This is a genomic window from Pseudomonas sp. PDM32, from assembly GCF_019219225.1.
Taxonomy (GTDB): domain Bacteria; phylum Pseudomonadota; class Gammaproteobacteria; order Pseudomonadales; family Pseudomonadaceae; genus Aquipseudomonas; species Aquipseudomonas laurylsulfatiphila.
In genome coordinates, this window is sequence record NZ_JAHUWE010000007.1 from 111,195 (window position 1) to 129,346 (window position 18,152).

The window sequence follows — 18,152 nt, forward strand, 5'->3', positions numbered from 1 at the left end:
CGAGCAAAGGCCTCGCACACCCTGTGTCGAGGCCTTTGTTTTTTCCGTGATTACTGAACGGATTCAATCCGCAGCCGATCCAGCTTGGCCCGAATCATCGCTTCCCGTGTCAGTTTTTTCAGCAACTGCGTAATCTGCAGATCGATGTCATCCAAGGCTTGAACATACTCCTCGTCAGTCATCAGCTTGCCGTTCGCAAAGTCAGTTTCACTTTTGCCCAACTCACTGCACAACCCCTTGATTTCCGCCTCCACCGCCGCCTTTCCCTCGGCGGTGAGCCGCGTACCATCGGCCCGACGCTGCAATGCATCCTGCAAATCGGTGGTCGCGTCGATCCTGCGCTTCAAGCCGTTCAATTCCTCGCGGTAAGTAGTCTCCAGCCAGGTTCGCCAGAGCGGTTGCTCGAAGAGGCGATCAATCAGCAGATCACCTTCCTCCAGCGCCTTGATCCGCTGGAACGCTGCTTCGGTCATCTCCTTGCTCACACCGGCGATTTTTCGAAACTGCATGCCCCGCGCCTGCCACGGCAAATCCAGTCGCTCTGCCAGATCGGTCATGTAGGCCAGGTGCACTTCCACTTCATCGATAGTGCCGATCACATCGCCATTGGCGTCGTAGCGACGGAACCGTTCGCCGTTAGCCAGCCGCGCAGACACTCGCTGACGGGCAATGGCACCGAGCTCATCGAGCCGGGACTTGCCAAGGGCCAGCTCCAGCAATTGCGCCTCAATCAGGTCCGCACGCACCAGGGCGTAGGCTTCGTGCACCATCACCTGCACGCCCATGGCATTGAACAGTTGCGTGCCGCCATCCACGCACTCGGTGGGCGTTGCCGCCTCGTTGAACAGCTTGATTCGCAGTTCGCTGTCGCTGGCCATGGCTTCGAGCATGCGCCAGACCTTGGTCGTCAGTTCCGTCTGATAGGCACCGCCGTCCTTGAAGTCGGCGGATTGGGTGAGCTTGCGCAGCTCATTGAAAAACGGCACCGAACCAAACTCGTCTTCAACGTCGTTCCAGACTTCCTGCTTTTCCTGCCATTGCCGCTCAGTCATGCCCATCCACCAATCCGCGCTGTCGAGCAGACCTCGGGGTGGGTATGGGCGGTCCGGGTCCATGCCGACCGACTCGATGTACAACCTGAGGGTGTCGAGGTTTTCCGGTGATATCCAGTGCGGCTCCCGACTGATCACCGTGCGTGCCAGCAGCTCGGCGCGAAACGATCCGGGCGCGACTTGCGGTATCCGGCTGATCGGATTGCGGCTCAATTCAATGAAAATACTGCGTGGTCGCGACTGGGAAAACAGACCGACAGGCCAACTGTCCAGTCCGGTATCGCTCAATACCAATACCTGCAAATGCGGCATCCGGCTGACATCAGGAATGAGCTTCAGCGGGTTGCCGCGCAGCGCCAACGACCTCAGGCGTGTCAGATTCTTCAGGCGATCAACTGCCACTGGATCCAGCTCGATTCGGTTGTCGTTGAGGTACAGGTCGGTGAGATGACGCATGTCCTTCAGTACCGGCGGAAAAGCGCTCAGCAGATTGTCTTGCAGGTTGAGGTAGCGCACCTGATGGAACGGCTCGAGGAACGACAGGTTCCCAGAACGCAACTGCCCACCGCGCAGGCTCAGGCTGGTGACATGATCGAAGTTGGCCTCCAGTCTCGGCAGGGTTTCCAGCAGTCGGCTCAGCCTGGGAATGTTGTCCAGACTCAACGCCTGCGGCCGTACTACCCCGAAAGCCTCGATGCCCTCCGGCCCGGTGCGCTGCCAGCATTGCCTGAGCACTTTGTAGATGTTGTTTCGCGCAAGCCACTCCGCAACGCCCGGCGGGGTAAAACGAGCGGATTGCGTCGGCGAATTCATCCAGCGTTGCAGGGCACGGTTCAATTGGTTGAACTCGGCCTCCAGCAGGGTCAGCCGCGCATGCACCGTTCCTTCGCCCTGACCGAAACCCGCCAGCAGTGCCTCCACTTCCTCCGAGGTAAAATCCGGATACAGTGCAAGAGCCCGTTGTCGCAGCCCCACGCCTTGCGATGCTTGTCGGGCATAGCCACGCATGCCGCCACGCAAGCGCATGAGGCTCGGGTCGTAAGCCGGCCTGGTGATCGGGTTGTCCCGCAGAATCGGCTCAAACCGGGATCGATCCAGCGGCTGCGCCCTGACCGCTTGCTCAAGGCGTGAAGACTCATGGCTTCCAAAGCCAAGCGCTGTGCGCTCAGAGTCGGGCAAGGCATGCAGCACCGCCGCGTACAGATTGTCCGCACCGTGCAGATGTTGATCGAGCGCATCACGCGCCTCGTAACGACCATGCTCATTCAACACCAATACCTTGCGGATCGTTGCATCCTCTGGACCGAGACTGTCAGCCAGCGGACCTTCAAATGAGTACTCGCGGATTTCCAGACGCAAATCCGCCGGCCAGCCCGGCAGATTGGCCAGAGAATGCAGTTCCAGGCGCGCGGTGTCGGCGTTATGCAATGAGTCGAAGTAGAAGCCTTCATAAGCTCGCGTCACCCGCAGCTGATATGCAACCTCCCGGGCTTGTTCAGTCAATCTCAAGGGAACGCGCTGTTTTTCGCTCAGGTGTCGCACGTCCGATGGCTGCGCATCACGCAGCAGTTCTTCCGCCTGGGCGGTCGCGAGTTCTGCACCATCATTCTTGAGCAGGTTCACCAAGGGGTCGGCCGAACGCGTCCGACTTGCATACAGTCCATCGAACAAACGCCTTTTGTGCAGGCGTGCCTGCCCCGCCAGTTGCTCGCGCATTGCTACGACACGCACCTGCCGGTCCCCGGAGTACCGCTGTCCGAGTACATCGCGCAGGGCCTGTTCATCGAGGAACCCGACAACCCGTTCGGTCAACTCACCGGCGAGCAGATCCTGCCGGCTCATGCGCAAGGTCTCGGCCGGCAGCGCATCGGCGTAACCCTCCTTGATCGACGCACCTGACAGGTCCGGGTCGTCGAAGATTTCGATGGCTTTACCGTCGGGCCATCCCGGCAGCTCAGTCATGAAGCGTGGCAGAAAACCGGCCCATTCCTCATCGACCCGGTTCGCCAGGATATGCGCTGCGCAAGCGTCGGCATCGGCGTGGGTCTTGTAGCGTTTCAGGGTGTCGAGCAGCAACGCGGGCGGGGTTTCATGTTCGACATGAAGTCGGCGCAGCACGTTTTCATGCACGCCGCTGGCAGTCAAAACCTGTTCCAGGGTCTCATCGGAAAGCCCCTGCACCGAAGCGCCCAGGCGCCTGAGTACTACACGCCGATCCCATTCGAGCGGTTGATCGAGTTCGGTCTTCCAGCTGCCGGCACCGTTGTGCTCCAACAGCGGCTGATAGGCCTCGGAGCGAGTCGGGTGTTGCAGCCGATGCTGGCCGGTTTCCGGGTCTTGCCTGACGGCATAGCATTTGTCATCGAGGCGCAGCAGGTCCTGTTCCTGATGACGGTACAGCCCTGTGTCACCGGCCTTCGCCCCATCGGGCAATGTGATCGGTTGCTCATAGGGCGCGAGGTCAGGGTTCCACAACCGCTCCTTGCCGCCGACTTCCACTGGCTTGAGCCCCTCGACAAATGGCGACACCTTGATCGGTGCGACAGTAGTGCCGGGCAACACATGTCCGGCGCCCATCAGTGCCAGTTGCGCGAAGTTGATCAAGACCCCGTTGAAGTACGCCGAAGCCTGTTCCTTGTCACCCTTGCTCCAGTCCTCGACGCCTTCGGCAACCTCGGCGAGCATTTGCGCGACCATGATGCCGAGCATGGCTTCGCCCAGCCCGGGCACCAGCATTGCGGCGAAATTGAAAACATTCCAGCCGATCGACAGGTAACTACTCAGGCGCTTGAAGCGTGCGTTGGCATCCTCGTCACCGGTCGGTACGGCGATCAGCCGGGCATCGGCGATGGCCTTGTTACGCCGTTCCACAAACAGGGTGATCCACAGATCATCCGCGATCTGGTTGGTCACCGGTTCCGCATCGGGATTTTCGACCGCCGTTTCACGCCACCACGGCCCCATGTCCAGCGGTTCGCGCTCATGCCAGGTGTAGGTCGTGAGACGCTCCTTGACCCGGGCGAAAAACAGTCCCTTGTCCTTCTGCGCCACAAACCGGCTGAAAAACGCTTGGTAGTCGGTACTTCTCAACTGCCCCAGGAGCGCCTTCATGAACGCGGTCAGCGAGGGATACTCTTTCAACGGATGGTCAGGATCATCGGGCACATAGGCGATCAACGGCCCGGTAACACGGCTCTGTTGATAGATATCCTCGCGGCGCAACAGCTCATCGCTCAACCCCTGCGGCCCATTGGCGAAGAAGGCTTGCAGCAGTTTGAATTGATCGTATTCCCGGCCCGGAAGAACCGGGACGCGGTGCGACCAGTCGATCCAGAATTTCAACAGGGCCGGTGTCAACGCTTCAATTTCGCGTTTTATTTGCGATGGCTCGCTGACCGCGCTGAACAACACGATACCGGTCAAGCGAAACCCCATCAGCGACAATCGATGACTCTGTAACGGCCGGTCGTAGAGCGTGATGTTTGCCTGCCCTTCACGCACCTGGCCCAGTTTGAAGTAGGCATGGTCACTGATATCGCCCTTCAATCGGGCAATCAGTGCGGCCACATGAAAGGCCGCCTGTTCACTGGCCACCGAGTCTTGTTGCAAGGTTCGCTGTGCTTGCGGGGCGTCGGGCAACAGGACGGACTTGATGTGCCGCTGGTATTGCCCGCCGATGTCCAGGCTGCGACACAACGCGGCAAAATCCGGCAGGGCAATGGCCGACTCCAGGCTCAGACTGCCCCGGTTGTCCTTGCGGTAAATACCGGAACTGTCTCGGAACGCCCCTTCGACAGTTTCAGCTTCCTCGAAGTTGTGCAGTGCAGCCTCCAGCAAGGTCGACTGGCGGACGCGACTGGCGCCGGTGTCGATGCCGAAGATGATCGTACTGGGCACCTCGAGCTGCACGCTGAGTTCGTCGGCGCGTTCAACCGAGTTGAAATTCGCCTGCAACATCTCCCTGAGCAGCGGTTCGGCGAAGGCCTCAATGTCGTGTTGCAAGCTGCCCAGGGTTTTGTCCAGTATGCCCTGCGCGCGCCAGCGCTCCTCGATCAACTGCTTCAGGTACTGGCGGTCGATGGCCCGTGCGCCGCTGTACCACTCGGGCATCGCCGGCTTCAGGGTTTCGAGGGATTTTAGCCTTGCAGGCGGGGCATTTTTCAGGGCACCCGGTATCCCGTCGAATACGCGACGGTAATGCACGCCCTGGTGTTCGACGCCTGTGGTTTCAATCGTTTGCTGTGAATGGCTTCCATGCAATTCAGACACTGTTACATCACCTTGATGGCTGGATTTGAACTCACAGCTTCGCCAACCCGCCCGCCAAACAAAAGCCAAAAAAACCGTTGGGCCGCCCCTGAAAAAAGGCCTCCACCGATCGAAATTCAAAGAGCCTTCAATACATAAGTACCGCCATAGAGACCTGGACTTATGCCACCGAACGAGCGGTCGTGTTTTTTCCGGCAAAGGGACTACTATTCGATTCGCTGTCCCCGATTCATGCTCAGGTAACCGCCATGCGTCTTTCCGAATTCATCGTGCTACAGGTTGATCGCATCGTCGATGAGTGGGAGCAGTTCGCCAAAACCATCACCCCGGCCGCCGAATCCATGGACAGCGCCGCCTTGCGCGACCATGCCCGGTCGATCCTGCTGGCCGCGGCCCGGGACATGTGCAAGCCCCAGACACCCTCCGAACAAGCGGCCAAAGCACGCGGCGAGGGCCCGGAGAAAACCCCGAGCCTCGACGAGGCCGGTGCCAGCCATGGCGAGTTGCGCCATACCGTGGGTTTTGATCTGGTGCAGATGACCAGTGAGTTCCGTCATTTGCGCGCCTGTGTCATCCGTCTGTGGGTCAACAGCCTGCAATCGCCTGACCTGGCCTACTTCCAGGACATGATCCGCTTCAACGAAGCCATCGACGAAGCCCTGGCCGAATCCACCGCCGCCTATGCCGAAATGGTCAACCGCTCCCGGGACATTTTCCTCGCGATCCTCGGTCATGACCTGCGCGCGCCCCTGCAGGCGGTGAGCATGTCCACCGAAATCCTGCTGCGCAAAGCCGCACTGGAAGGTGATGCGCTCAAGTGCGCGATCAATATCCAGCGCAGCACCGGACATCTGGCGGTGATGGTCGGGGATTTGCTGGAACTGGTGCGCAGTCGCCTGGGCAAGCACCTGCCGATCGAACCGGCGCCCATGGACCTGGCTGAAGCGGCACGGGACGCGATTGCGAGGGCCTGTGCCGGTCAACCGGAGTGCGATCCGACCCTGACGGTACAGGGTGACACCCGCGGTACCTGGGACCCGCGCAGGGTCGATCAGATGCTGCAAAACCTGATCGGCAATGCCTTGCAGCATGGCTCGAGCAAACGTGAAGTGACCTTGACCCTCAAGGGCGAGGCCGACAGCGTTCGGCTGACGGTGCAGAACGACGGAGTCCCCATCCCCGGTGATGCGATCCCGACCATTTTCGACCCACTGGTGCGCAGTGCCAGCGAAGAACTCGGCGAGCCCACTACCAGCCTTGGGTTGGGGTTGTTTATCGTCAAGGAAGTGGTCGACGCCCATCAGGGGACGATTGAAGTCAGTTCCAGTGAAATGGATGGCACGATCTTTACCGTGGTGTTGCCGAGGACAGTCTAGACGCCTGCTGAGGGGCGGCTTTTGTGGCGAGGGAGCTTGCTCCCGCTCGAGCGCGAAGCGGTCGCAAACTCTATATTTGCGCTGAACCTGTTGAAATGTGCTGACTCGATATTTTGGGGGCCGCTGCGCAGCCCAGCGGGAGCAAGCTCCCTCGCCACAGGTTGGGCGTCACTCTTTTGGTTACTCCACCAACAACCGTCCCAAGCGCTGCTTGAGCATGCGGTTCTCGGCGCGCAGTTGCTGCACTTCTTCAAGCAGGTCCAGCGCCAGGGCGACGCCTTCCCACTCCAGGTCGAGGTCGCGCCGCAGCTTGACGGCGCGCTTGGCGAGGGTCAGCTCATAGTCGTTGAAAACCCAGTCCTTGGGCTGAGCGCCCTGAGGTTCGAGGATGCCGTGTTCGACGATTTCGATCACGTAGACGTCCGATAGCTCGGTCGCCTCACAGAATTCTGCCATGTCCAGTTGAACGATCAGGGGACTGCTCATTGTCAGTGACTCCTTGGTTCTAAGGGATCAAAAATGCTCTCGCGGGTCGAATGCGGCTTTTTTCGCCAGCTCCTGCCACAGGGCCTTGATGTCATCGTCGGATTTCTTCGGCATCACGGCTTTCAATTGCACGAACAGGTAACCGCGCTCACCGGCCTTGTTCATCAGGCCATGTCCCTTGGCGCGCATGCGCTGGCCGTTCTGGCTGCCGGCCGGCACCTTGAGGTTGATCTTGCCGGTCAGGGTCGGCACGGCGACTTCGGCCCCCAACGCCAGCTCCCACGGAGCCAGTGGCAATGTGATGATCAGGTTATCGCCTTCGACATCGAATTTCGGGTGCGGTGCGAAACGGATCGTCAGGTACAGGTCGCCATTGGCGCCGCCACCCACACCCGGAGCGCCCTGTCCCTTGAGGCGAATGCGCTCGCCGTCGGCCACACCGGCCGGAATCTTCACGTTCAGGCTTTTGCTGGTGTTGCTCACATGCTGGCCGGCCGCGTTGTACTGCGGTACCTGGAAGGTCACCTTCTTCGATTCGGTCGACAGTGTTTCTTCGAGAAAAACCCCAAGTTCCATTTCCACGTCTTGCCCTCGACGTCCGGTGCTGCGACGCGACTGTCCACCCCCACTGAAACCAGGCCCACGGTTGCCGAAGATCGAACTGAAGAAGTCCGAGAAATCGCCCGTGTCCTGGCCACCGCCACCAAAACCGCCACGGCTCTGCCAGCCCGGCGGTCCCTGGAACGGCTGGCCGTGCTGGCCATAACGGCGCAGATCATCGTATTCGGCGCGTTTGTCGGCGCTTTTCAGCGCCTCATAGGCTTCCGAGGCGTCCTTGAACTTGGCCTCGGCGTCCTTTTCCTTGCTGACGTCGGGGTGGTATTTGCGCGCCAGCTTGCGATAAGCGGCCTTGATCGCCTTATCGTCTGCGGTCGGTTCCACACCGAGAATCTTGTAATAGTCTTTGAAGTCCATCGCGGGAATCACCATCCGTTATCAAATCGCGCCACGGGCCACAGCATGCGCTTGTTTGCAGCCGTTGGTTTGACCGATCTCAAATTTGTGACCGGGCGGCGCAGCAGAAGTTTATCGGCAGCCGGCGGGGCTTCTTGCAAGCACGCCCGCCGCTGTCCGGTTGATGCAGGGTAGTTTGGGGGGGATGCCCCATCTTTCAAGGCATTGTTTGCGAAGAATTAGCAGATAACCGGCCTTCGAATCTGGCGCGCACTGGCATACACTGCGCGGCCGTTTTTTAACCGGAACCTGAAAGACATGAACAACGCATCTCCAGCCCGTGCCGTGGGTATCGACTTTGGCACGTCCAACTCCACCGTCGGCTGGCTGCGCCCCGGCGTGGAAACGCTGATCGCGCTGGAGGACGACAAGATCACCCTGCCGTCAGTGGTCTTCTTCAATATCGAAGAACGTCGCCCGGTGTACGGCCGGCTGGCGCTGCACGAGTACCTGGAAGGCTACGAAGGCCGCCTGATGCGCTCGCTCAAAAGCCTGCTGGGCTCCAAGCTGATCAAGCACGACACCAGCGTCCTGGGCACGGCCATGCCGTTCAAGGACCTGCTCGGGCTGTTCATTGGCCAGCTCAAGAACCGTGCCGAGGCCGCCGCCGGTCGGGAATTCGAAGAAGTGGTGCTGGGTCGCCCGGTGTTCTTCGTCGATGACGACCCGATGGCCGACAAGGAAGCCGAAGACACCCTGGTCGACGTGGCGCGCAAGATCGGCTTCAAGGAAGTCTCGTTCCAGTTCGAACCGATTGCCGCGGCATTCGACTACGAGTCGACCATCGAGAAAGAAGAGCTGGTACTGATCGTCGACATCGGCGGGGGCACGTCCGACTTCTCCCTGGTGCGCCTGTCACCAGAGCGGCGCGCTGTGGATAACCGCCAGGACGACATCCTCGCCACCGGCGGCGTGCATATCGGCGGAACCGACTTCGACAAGCAACTCTCGCTGGCCGGCCTGATGCCACTGTTCGGCTACGGCAGCCGGATGAAGAGCGGTGCCTACATGCCTACCAGCCATCACATGAACCTGGCGACCTGGCACACGATCAACTCGGTGTACTCGCAGAAATCGCAACTGGCCCTGGGCAGTATGCGCTACGACATCGAGGACACCGGCGGCATCGATCGCCTGTTCAAGCTGATCGAACAGCGCGCCGGCCACTGGCTGGCGATGGAAGTGGAAGAATCCAAGATCCAGCTGACCCACGCCGACAACCGCCACGTGCCGCTGGACCGCATTGAAGCGGGCCTGAGCGTGGACTTGAGCCGTGCGCTGTTCGAGTCGGCCATCGACAACCTGCTGGAGCGGGTGCGCAACAGCGTCACCCAATTGCTGACAGACGCCGATGTTCGGGTCGACCAGGTCGACACGGTGTTCTTCACCGGCGGCTCAAGCGGCATTCCGGCGCTGCGCAACAGTGTTTCGGCGATGCTGCCGAAGGCGCGGCATGTGGAAGGGAATATCTTTGGCAGTATCGGCAGTGGCTTGGCGATCGAAGCTGCGAAACGCTACGGGTCGATGGACTGATCCAGAATCTTTGGCGCGCCCTTCGCGAGCAAGCCCGCTCCCACAGGTCATGCACTGTCCTTGTGGGAGCGGGCTTGCTCGCGAAGAGGCCAGCTCAGCCAACAAAGACTCAGCGGATCAAACCATCCCCACCTGCTTCAACTCACTCTTCAGATACGCGTAGTAAATCGGTCCCGCCACCACCCCCGGCAGGCCGAACGCGGCCTCGAACACCAGCATCGCCAGCAGCAACTCCCACGACTTGGCACTGATCTGCCCGCCGACGATACGCGCGTTGAGGAAGTATTCGAGCTTGTGGATAAAAATCAGGTATCCCAGCGCCGCAACGGCGACCCAGATCGACAGCGACAGACCGACGATGGTGATCAAGGTGTTCGACATCAGGTTGCCGATCACCGGCAGCAGACCGAGCAGGAAGGTCAACACGATCAGGGTTTTGGTCAGCGGCAGCTTGATGCCGAACATCGGCAGGATCACCGCCAGGAAAATCCCGGTGAAGAAGGTATTGAGCAGGGAAATCTTGATCTGGGCGAACACGATGTTGCGAAACGCCTGAACCAGCAGATGCAGACGATCAAACAGCGCCGCCGCCAGCGGTTTGCGCTTGGTCAGATCCGGCACACGCTGCAACGCAATGATCGCGCCCAGCACCATGCCGATCAGCAAGGTCACGAACATGTGTGCCGCATCCTTGCCCACCAGTTGCAATTCGCTCAGGTGCTTGCTGACCCACTCGCCAATCGCCACCCGAAACTCAGCGGCACTGGCCGGTAGATAGGCGTCGATGAACGGCGGCAGTTGCCCGCGTGCGCGGTCGACCACCCCCATGAATTTGTCGAGGGAAGCGCCAGGGTTTTCCGCCTCGTGCAACAGGAAGCTGAAGGCACCGGCAAAGATCAGCGACAGTACGCTGACAATCAGCGTCCCCAGCAAGGCCACCGCCAGCCAGCGCGCACGCCGGCCTTCGATCAGCCGTTGCAGTTGCGGAGTGAGCATGTTGACCAGTTCGAACACCAGCAACCCGGCGAGCAGGCTCGGCAGCAACCGCAGCGGCAGGACCAGCAGCAGCCCGCCAAAAATGATGACCCAGCTGATGACCAGCAAAACTTGACGCTGAGAAAACGTTGGCATACAGCCTCAAAAACGAACGGCGTAAAAAGGATTGGCAGTCTGCCAGCGATCCGGTGCGAGCACTAGGATTGTGTGGGTCGACCTTAGTGGGATGGCAGCTCGAGTGCGGGTCCCATCGCGGATCGTCGTACACATATCTGAAAATCGCCATCAATCAAATGTGGGAGCGGGCTTGCTCGCGAAGGCGTCGTGTCAGTCAACTTCAATGCTGTTTGAGGCACCGCCTTCGCGAGCAAGCCCGCTCCCACACTCGACTGAGTTGATCCCTGTGAATTATTTTTTCTTCAGGCAATCACTCATGAACGCCTTGCGCTCATCACCCTTGAGGGCTTTGGTGGCGGCGTCGGCGTTGCAGGTTTTCATTTTCTCCTGCTGCGGCGTCAAGGTCTTGCCGGCATCGTTTGCCGCCGGAGTAGCCTTCAGGCAGGTGCTCATGAAGGCTTTGCGCTCGTCGCCCTTGAGGCTCTTGGCCGTGGCGTCGGCGTTGCAGGTAGTCATCTTTTCCTGTTGGGCTGTGGCGGCGAAGCCCTGGGAACAGAGCAGCAAACCGATCATCAACAAAGGGACACGCAAATTCTTCATGGAGTTTTCTCCTTGTTGCCACACCGAGGGGCGCGGCCTCGTACTGGAGTGTAGACAACCCCTGTTACACCTTCCTGTTCTCCAGATGGCTGCGCCGATACTGCTCCGGCGTACATCCGGCCTGGCGCTGGAACATCGCGATAAACGCCGAGCCGGTGCTATAGCCCATGTCGAAAGCGATTTGCTGAATGCTGCGCGGGCTGTCCAGCGCTTCGATCGCTGCCAGAAAACGCAGGCGCTGGCGCCACTCGCCGAAACTCATGCCCAACTCCCGCACGAACTGCCGCGCCAGGGTGCGTTCACTGACATGGATGCGTGCGGCCCATTCCGACAATGGCCGGTTATCCCCAGGCTCGGCCTGCAACGCTTCCAGAATCCCCAGCAATCCGGGGCTGCTGGCGTAGGGCAAGTAGCACTCGTGCACCGGGGCCTGTTGCAGTTGATCCACCAATACCTGGGCCAGACGCTGGTCCGCATCGCACTCGGGAATTTGCACGTCCCGGGCGGCGAAATCCTTGAGGATCGCCTTGAGGATGTCGCTGATGGCCAGGGTACAGGCTCGCGACGGCAGTTCGGCGCACACCTTGGGCGCCAGGCACACGGCGCGGTAGTTGACCGGTTGATGGCTATAGAAACTGTGCTCGATCTGTGGCGGCACCCACACCGCGTATTGCGGAGGCGACATGAAGCGGCTGCCCTCAACGTCCATGTGTAGTACGCCGTGGGCTGCATATTCCAGCGTCCCCCAGGGATGTCGATGGGGGGCGGCGTATTCGTGGGCGTCAAAATCGGCGTAGCGGAAGTACACCGCCGACGGCAGTTCGCTGAAATCCAGCAGGTCGATGTGTTTACTGCTCATGCTGTCCGTCATCAGGGGCGAGTTGTCCGGATCGAAGTATAGGCTTGCATCCAGACAAGCGGATAATTGCACTTCATTAACGTTCTGGTTTTTCCCGATGCAATACGCTTATCCCCTGCTGGCCATTTTCATCTGGGCCGGCAATACCGTGATCACCAAAATGTCGGCCGGGGCGATCTTCCCCGCCGAGATCGGCTTCTACCGCTGGCTGCTGGCCGGTTTGCTGTTCACGCCCTTCATGCTCAAACCGGTGCTCGCCCATTGGCCGCTGATCCGTCCGAAACTGGGCAAGATCTTTGTCCTCGGTGTTCTTGGCATGGCGGTCTATCAAAGCCTGGCGTACTTCGCCGCGAGCCTGACCTCGGCCACCAACATGGGCATCATCCTGTCGCTGATGCCGCTGATGTCGCTCGCGATGGCGATCATCAGCCTCGGCCAGCGCCTGACTCTGGGTGCCCTGGCCGGTGCGGTGCTGTCGTTCGCTGGCGTCCTGGTGGTGGTGTCGTCCGGCAGCCTGGGCGCATTGCTCGAACACGGGGTCAACCTGGGCGACGCGATGATGCTGATCGCCACCCTGGCCTACGCGGTCTACAGCACCCTGTTGAAAAAATGGCAGCTGAAACTGCCGCCGCTAGTGCTCCTGTATCTGCAGGTGCTGGTGGCCGTGGTGGTGCTGTTTCCGCTGTTCCTCGCCTCACCGAAAGTCGGCCCGACCCTGCAGAACATTCCGCTGGTGCTTTACGCCTGCCTGCTGGCTTCGATGGTCGCGCCGTTGGCGTGGATGCAGGCGGTGGTACGTTTGGGGCCGAGCCGGACCACGCAGTTTTTCAATTTGCTGCCGTTGATTACCGCATTGATTGCAGCGGTGGTGCTGCATGAACAACTGGCGATGTACCACCTGGTGGGTGGTGTGTTGACGTTGGGCGGGGTGATTGTTTCCGAGCGCTGGACGACGGTGTTGGGGCGCAAGGTCGGTGTTGCCTGATTGAAAAGATTGCAGCCTGCGGCAGCTCCGACATTTGGAATACGTTCCCCTGTAGGAGCTGCCGCAGGCTGCGATCTTTTGATCTTATAAACCCGCCGCTTGCAGTCGCGCCGCATGCTCGACAAACAACCGCACCGGCGCAGCCCCCTTGCCCACCAGCCCCAGCGACTGATTGACGATATCGAAGTGATCCAGCGGATACTCATCGCCAATCACCGTGCCCAGGTGCGAGCTGTAGCGCCCGACCATGCCGTCGCAATGCCCGGCTTCACGGACGAAGGTTTTGGCGAATAACCGGCAACTGCGGTTGGTACCGTCCAGCAGATTGCGCCCGCGATCGGTGATGCCCGGCTGCAAAGTGCCGGACCAGGAGTAATAGCGCACGCCATTGACCTCTTCCGGCCCGTGACCGCCCCAGGTTTCAGGCAAGCCCTGTGGATAACGTTGGTTGAACAGCGCCACGCCGGCGCTGGTGAGGGAGAGATGGGACGCATGGATATCCACCGGCAGCTTCGGCCCTCGGTAACCGGTATCCAGCCACCCCATCAGCGCGCTGACCATCCGCAGCAAAAAACACAGCAGATGACCACGGACGCTGTCATGGGGGTAATGCTTGTGCAGATAATCGGCAAGCTCCGAACCATGGTTCGGCCCGGCCACCGAGGTCACCGATGCCACCAGGTCCGGGCGTTTGGCCGCGGCGTAGCGGGCGGTCAGTGAGCCCTGGCTATGGCCGATCAGGTTGACCTTGTCGGCCCCGGTTTCCCGCAGGATTTCGTCGATACGCGCCAGCAATTGCTCGCCGCGTACCTCGTTCGAATTAAGCGGCGAGACCTGCACAGCGAACACCACGGCGCCACTACGATGCAGCGCCTCGACGATCCCGTACCAGTACGGATAAAGCACCAGGCGGATGAACCCGAGCATTCCCGGGACCAGCACCAGCGGGTAGCGCGGGGCAGAACCTTGCGACATGGGTGGACATCCTTGTGGTCGAATGGTGACACAAGCGGAATGCAAGACATCCGCCAAGCTACGCCTGCGAAGATGACAACTCGACGACAAGTCTATGTCATCCGCCCTACTTCAACCCCGCCACGCCCGCCACGATCAGCCCGACCGAGACCAGCTTGATCACGCTCAGGCTTTCCCCCAGCAGCGCGAACCCGAGAAACACCGTGCCCAGCGAACCGATAGCGGTCCAGATCGGGTACGCGATGCTCACGGGTAACTCGCGCATGGCCAGGGTCAGGAAGTAGATCCCGCCCACAGCGGCCACCACCGTGATCAGCGAAGGCCAGAGCCGGGTGAAGCCCTCGGCGTACTTCATGCCCATGGCGAAGGTGACCTCGAACCCGGCGGCGACCAGCAGAAAAAGCCAGGCCATCTAGAACTCCCCGGCCAGCGCCAGCAAGCGCTGCTCAGCCTCGGCGGCAGAGATTTCAAAGCTGCGTTCGGCAGACTCCTCGCCCTCGGCAGCGACCACTGTGACATCGGTGATGCCGATGAATCCGAGCACCGTGCGTAGTAGCGTGTCGGCATGGTTCATGGCTTCCAGCTCGCCACCCGGGCCAAAACCGAAGCCGCCACGGCTGGTGATGATCAGGGCTTTTTTGCCCTGCACCAATGGCTCGTACTGGGCCACGCCATTGTCCAGGGTGTGATCGAAGGTCACCCCCACCCGCACGATCTGATCGATCCAGGCCTTCAAGCCACTGGGAAGGCTGAAGTTGTGCATCGGTGTGGAAATCACCAGCACATCATGGCCGAGCAGTTCGCCGACCAGTTCGTCGCTGAACGCCAGGTCGGCCTGCATCGACAGCGGCCGAGCGTCGGGCTCGGGGTAAAACGCGGCGGCCACGAATGCCTCGTTGACCGGCGGGATCAGCGCCCGACCTACTTCGCGCCGGGTCAGTGACGAGTGTGGATGACGGGCCTGCCAGGCCGACAGAAACATTTCGGCCAAACGCCGGGAGTGCGAACGATCGCCACGGGGGCTGGCATGAACGGCAAGAATTTTACTCATCTGAACCTCCTCAGGGACTAAACTCAAACGGCTTGTGGCTTGCAGCTTGAAGCTCGCGACTGCGCCCCTTCAAATGAGTAAAAATCAGCCAAGGTGAATCCATTTCACCTGTGGAGTGTTCAATGTTCGCCTCGCTGCCCTTGACCGCCCTGCGCGCCTTCGAATCCGCCTCACGCCTGTTGAGTTTCAAGGCCGCCGCCGAAGAACTGTCCGTCACCCCGACGGCGGTGTCCCATCAGATCCGTTCCCTGGAGAGCTGGCTCGGCGTGTCGCTGTTCGAACGCCTGCCACGCCAGGTGCGCCTGACCGAATGCGGCGAACGGCTGTTCCAGAGCCTGCACGGGGCGTTCCTCGAAGTGGCGCAAAGTGTCGATACCCTGCGCCCGCAACGCAGCGGTGCGAACTTGACGGTCTCCACCACCGCAGCCTTCGCCGCGCTGTGGCTGGTGCCGCGCTTGGGGCGCTTCTATGCGCGCCACCCGAACATCAGCGTTCGCCTCGACACTCATTGCGAGGTCATCGATTTGCATCAGGACGCCAGCGTCGATCTGGTGCTGCGCTACAGCCTCGACGACTACCCCAACCTGTATGGCCAGTGCCTGTTCGATGAGTCCTTCGGCGTCTACGGCTCGCCCGAACAAGTGGCGCTGGCATTGAATCGTGCCCCAACGCTGATCAGCGTGCGTTGGCACAACTCGAAACTCTATGCCCACGGCTGGGAGGCCTGGTGCGCTCGCTCCGGCGAAACCTGGCTGAGCAGCTCGCCCGCCGTACGCGAATACGACGAAGAGCACTACGCCCTGCAAGCAGCCATTGCCGGGCAAGGCCTGGTGCTGGCGAGCAATATTCTTGTATCGGAAAGTGTGGCCAGTGGGTTGCTGGTGCCGTATCGGGGTGACGTCCAGGTCGATGGCGCCGGGTACAGTGCACTGTGCGTGCCGGGGCGCGAACGTCATCCGCCGGTACGGGCGTTTTTTGGGTGGTTGCGTGAGGAGGCGTTGGCATCCGGTCATTCAATACGATGAATGTTCATCGACTACCGACGCAAATAACGACAGCGACAATAGTTAGCAGACACCAAACATACTGATCACTAACTTAAACCAGACCAACCCCCCACACGAAATAGTAACGTACGATACTTATCAAGTTACAACCACACCATGGACTAAACTCTCCCACCCCTTATATTCAACTGACAGACAAGAAGTCTGGAAAACATATTAAGGACTAAGCAATCATGCACATTGAACAACAACTTGAATTTCTGGACAGCCTGCCCGCCTTGCCTGCTCGGCGTGCTGCCTACACTCAAACACTGCCGACCATTCGAAGCGTCTCCGACGACCTTCCAGTCGATCCAAACAAGGAAAGTGGCACCGTCGGCCCGGACATGATGAACATCTATGTACCCGGCGTATCGGTGCAAAACCGTGAAGATGTCGACAACTGCAAATTACTGATGCAAAACGCTGCATCGCAAAAATACGACATGGTTAAAGAGTTGCATCAGTGGTACAACTTTTACACCGAAGGTCTGCGTAACCTTGGATGGACGATCAACAAGATTCACGCTCAGGACGTAGTCATTGAAAGAGCCGGCCTTACCATGGACGCCGTCGCTTTTGACATACTTAAGACTCTGGTCGGGGGAAACGCTCCTCGCTTGGCAGCACTGGCTGGTAAAGCCGTGGAGGGAGTGAAAGGTGAGGACGGCCTGATCCAGATCTACAATCGTAACGCTCAAAAAGGTTATCAAGCGGTGTTTGATATTTCCCCTGTCTGGCAAACCCGGGAAGGCTCTCCGATGATGATCCTTAGCTGTACAAGTGTGGATGTCAGGGAAAGTACTCGCGGTATTCTCTGGTGGAAATCGACAACTAAATCCACCGCCGTAAAATCGCAGGCAACGCCGGTTTACCTCAACACTCAAGTCTATGCGCGAGTGCGCAACAAAGTACTTGAGAAACTGGGCAATGCTGCTGACCAGTACCTCGACAATATCCCGGGTTTTCAGTAACACATAAACTTCAGATTTGCACTGGGACCGCCCCATACTGACGGTCTCAGTGCCACACTTACCTCACTTTTTTGCTTGAGGCCAACATGAAATCATTATTATCCGAGATTTACATCGTCGATGGCAATATCACACTTTTTTTAGGCAAACACTCCGATCAATTCAAAAAGGACATTCTTTACTCCAGCCTACTGGGACAACTACTCGCTGATAGCACTCCAGATAAGTGGTTTACATCGTACAGAACTTCAATTGAAAAATTTTACTGGGTACTTAATGGCTCAAAGAATCATCCCCTTCCAAAAAGTTCATCCAGCCTGTTCAGCATTGCATCCACGGTACTGGCTGATACATTACAAAAAGAGCAACTGCAACAACTGAGCAGCGCGCTTTCAAACATTGCACAACTACCCAGCGAAGCACCTGCCCTCAAGGCACTCCTGAACAGATTTCAAACAGAAATCGCGCCCAGCCACGGAGAGGGCTCGCATACCGTGAGCACGCTGTTGACAATCGTCTGCGAAAACAAAAAAACCATCTCACTTCAAATTTCCCTCGAAACGACTCGCTCCGTAGACATCGCCTTTCTTAGGCAACCGCTCCCTGAAGCGGTCATACAGGGCGATATTGAGACCAGCTTATGGACCACCTATTTGTCCGAAGACAAGTACGCCAAAATCAGAACTCAGATTGTCGGTAAACTTGGCAGCAAGCCTCAGACTCACCTGTTCCAGATTTTTGAATCAGATCCAGAAATCTGAGCCCGCGTTGAAAAGCCTGCGGCATGCCGCCCTCCAGCACTCAAAAGGTTCGGGCTGC

15 protein-coding genes are annotated in these 18,152 nt (G+C 59.3%); 6 read left to right on the top strand and 9 right to left on the bottom strand.

Going from position 1 to position 18,152, the window contains the following annotated elements; genetic code table 11:
• Nucleotides 1-50: 50 nt before the first annotated feature.
• The gene (locus KW846_RS15015) at nt 51-5,321 is read right to left on the bottom strand and encodes a dermonecrotic toxin domain-containing protein (protein ID WP_218483110.1); all 5,271 of its coding nucleotides are present in this window, start codon (nt 5,319-5,321) and stop codon (nt 51-53) included.
• Nucleotides 5,322-5,569: 248 nt separating this feature from the next.
• Between KW846_RS15015 and KW846_RS15020 the strand changes: the two genes are divergently transcribed.
• The gene (locus KW846_RS15020; protein ID WP_218483112.1) at nt 5,570-6,697 is read left to right on the top strand and encodes a sensor histidine kinase KdpD; all 1,128 of its coding nucleotides are present in this window, start codon (nt 5,570-5,572) and stop codon (nt 6,695-6,697) included.
• Between the two features lie 180 nt (nt 6,698-6,877).
• On the opposite strand, the gene KW846_RS15025 is transcribed toward KW846_RS15020, so the two are convergent.
• Complete coding sequence (locus KW846_RS15025; RefSeq protein ID WP_218483114.1) at nt 6,878-7,183, bottom strand: chaperone modulator CbpM; 306 nt, start codon at nt 7,181-7,183, stop codon at nt 6,878-6,880.
• A gap of 27 nt (nt 7,184-7,210) precedes the next feature.
• Entirely contained in the window at nt 7,211-8,158 is a 948-nt protein-coding gene (locus tag KW846_RS15030) for a DnaJ C-terminal domain-containing protein (RefSeq protein WP_007979664.1), read from the bottom strand.
• Nucleotides 8,159-8,455: 297 nt separating this feature from the next.
• Here KW846_RS15030 and KW846_RS15035 point away from each other — a divergent pair, with 297 nt between their 5' ends.
• Nucleotides 8,456-9,730 (top strand): Hsp70 family protein, encoded by a 1,275-nt coding sequence (locus KW846_RS15035; RefSeq protein ID WP_218483116.1) that lies wholly within the window; start codon nt 8,456-8,458, stop codon nt 9,728-9,730.
• 117 nt (nt 9,731-9,847) lie between these two features.
• Here KW846_RS15035 and KW846_RS15040 read toward each other — a convergent pair whose 3' ends face one another.
• The 3 genes from KW846_RS15040 to KW846_RS15050 all read right to left on the bottom strand — a co-directional run bounded on the left by KW846_RS15040 (nt 9,848) and on the right by KW846_RS15050 (nt 12,302).
• Nucleotides 9,848-10,861, bottom strand: a complete 1,014-nt coding sequence (locus KW846_RS15040) for an AI-2E family transporter (RefSeq protein WP_007979667.1) — start codon at nt 10,859-10,861, stop codon at nt 9,848-9,850.
• Between the two features lie 273 nt (nt 10,862-11,134).
• The gene (locus tag KW846_RS15045; protein WP_218483118.1) at nt 11,135-11,443 is read right to left on the bottom strand and encodes a PsiF family protein; all 309 of its coding nucleotides are present in this window, start codon (nt 11,441-11,443) and stop codon (nt 11,135-11,137) included.
• A gap of 64 nt (nt 11,444-11,507) precedes the next feature.
• Nucleotides 11,508-12,302 carry a helix-turn-helix transcriptional regulator gene (locus KW846_RS15050; RefSeq protein WP_218483120.1) on the bottom strand — a complete coding sequence of 265 codons (795 nt, stop codon included), beginning with the start codon at nt 12,300-12,302 and terminating at the stop codon, nt 11,508-11,510.
• A gap of 97 nt (nt 12,303-12,399) precedes the next feature.
• On the opposite strand from KW846_RS15050, the gene KW846_RS15055 reads away from it, so the two are divergent.
• Nucleotides 12,400-13,287 carry a DMT family transporter gene (locus KW846_RS15055; protein ID WP_218483122.1) on the top strand — a complete coding sequence of 296 codons (888 nt, stop codon included), beginning with the start codon at nt 12,400-12,402 and terminating at the stop codon, nt 13,285-13,287.
• Between the two features lie 84 nt (nt 13,288-13,371).
• Here KW846_RS15055 and KW846_RS15060 read toward each other — a convergent pair whose 3' ends face one another.
• The 3 genes from KW846_RS15060 to KW846_RS15070 all read right to left on the bottom strand — a co-directional run bounded on the left by KW846_RS15060 (nt 13,372) and on the right by KW846_RS15070 (nt 15,313).
• Nucleotides 13,372-14,262 carry a triacylglycerol lipase gene (locus KW846_RS15060; RefSeq protein ID WP_218483124.1) on the bottom strand — a complete coding sequence of 297 codons (891 nt, stop codon included), beginning with the start codon at nt 14,260-14,262 and terminating at the stop codon, nt 13,372-13,374.
• A gap of 106 nt (nt 14,263-14,368) precedes the next feature.
• Nucleotides 14,369-14,674: a multidrug efflux SMR transporter gene (locus KW846_RS15065; protein WP_095964730.1), complete on the bottom strand. Its 306-nt coding sequence runs from the start codon at nt 14,672-14,674 to the stop codon at nt 14,369-14,371.
• Nucleotides 14,675-15,313, bottom strand: coding sequence for an FMN-dependent NADH-azoreductase (locus KW846_RS15070; protein WP_218483126.1), 639 nt, complete (start codon nt 15,311-15,313; stop codon nt 14,675-14,677). It lies immediately after the preceding gene.
• 110 nt (nt 15,314-15,423) lie between these two features.
• Here KW846_RS15070 and KW846_RS15075 point away from each other — a divergent pair, with 110 nt between their 5' ends.
• The 3 genes from KW846_RS15075 (at nt 15,424) to KW846_RS15085 (ending at nt 18,094) form a co-directional block, all read left to right on the top strand.
• Nucleotides 15,424-16,338, top strand: coding sequence for a LysR substrate-binding domain-containing protein (locus KW846_RS15075; protein ID WP_218483128.1), 915 nt, complete (start codon nt 15,424-15,426; stop codon nt 16,336-16,338).
• A gap of 215 nt (nt 16,339-16,553) precedes the next feature.
• Complete coding sequence (locus KW846_RS15080) at nt 16,554-17,333, top strand: hypothetical protein (RefSeq protein ID WP_218483130.1); 780 nt, start codon at nt 16,554-16,556, stop codon at nt 17,331-17,333.
• An 86-nt stretch (nt 17,334-17,419) separates the two neighbouring features.
• Nucleotides 17,420-18,094: a hypothetical protein gene (locus tag KW846_RS15085; protein ID WP_218483132.1), complete on the top strand. Its 675-nt coding sequence runs from the start codon at nt 17,420-17,422 to the stop codon at nt 18,092-18,094.
• The last annotated feature ends 58 nt before the right edge of the window (nt 18,095-18,152 follow it).

Coding starts and splice junctions, on each gene's coding strand:
- KW846_RS15020 (WP_218483112.1), top strand. CDS start 5,570: ATGCGTCTTTCCGAATTCATCGTGCTACAGGTTGATCGCATCGTCGAT.
- KW846_RS15025 (WP_218483114.1), bottom strand. CDS start 7,183: ATGAGCAGTCCCCTGATCGTTCAACTGGACATGGCAGAATTCTGTGAG.
- KW846_RS15030 (WP_007979664.1), bottom strand. CDS start 8,158: ATGGACTTCAAAGACTATTACAAGATTCTCGGTGTGGAACCGACCGCA.
- KW846_RS15035 (WP_218483116.1), top strand. CDS start 8,456: ATGAACAACGCATCTCCAGCCCGTGCCGTGGGTATCGACTTTGGCACG.
- KW846_RS15040 (WP_007979667.1), bottom strand. CDS start 10,861: ATGCCAACGTTTTCTCAGCGTCAAGTTTTGCTGGTCATCAGCTGGGTC.
- KW846_RS15045 (WP_218483118.1), bottom strand. CDS start 11,443: ATGAAGAATTTGCGTGTCCCTTTGTTGATGATCGGTTTGCTGCTCTGT.
- KW846_RS15050 (WP_218483120.1), bottom strand. CDS start 12,302: ATGAGCAGTAAACACATCGACCTGCTGGATTTCAGCGAACTGCCGTCG.
- KW846_RS15055 (WP_218483122.1), top strand. CDS start 12,400: ATGCAATACGCTTATCCCCTGCTGGCCATTTTCATCTGGGCCGGCAAT.
- KW846_RS15060 (WP_218483124.1), bottom strand. CDS start 14,262: ATGTCGCAAGGTTCTGCCCCGCGCTACCCGCTGGTGCTGGTCCCGGGA.
- KW846_RS15065 (WP_095964730.1), bottom strand. CDS start 14,674: ATGGCCTGGCTTTTTCTGCTGGTCGCCGCCGGGTTCGAGGTCACCTTC.
- KW846_RS15070 (WP_218483126.1), bottom strand. CDS start 15,313: ATGAGTAAAATTCTTGCCGTTCATGCCAGCCCCCGTGGCGATCGTTCG.
- KW846_RS15080 (WP_218483130.1), top strand. CDS start 16,554: ATGCACATTGAACAACAACTTGAATTTCTGGACAGCCTGCCCGCCTTG.
- KW846_RS15085 (WP_218483132.1), top strand. CDS start 17,420: ATGAAATCATTATTATCCGAGATTTACATCGTCGATGGCAATATCACA.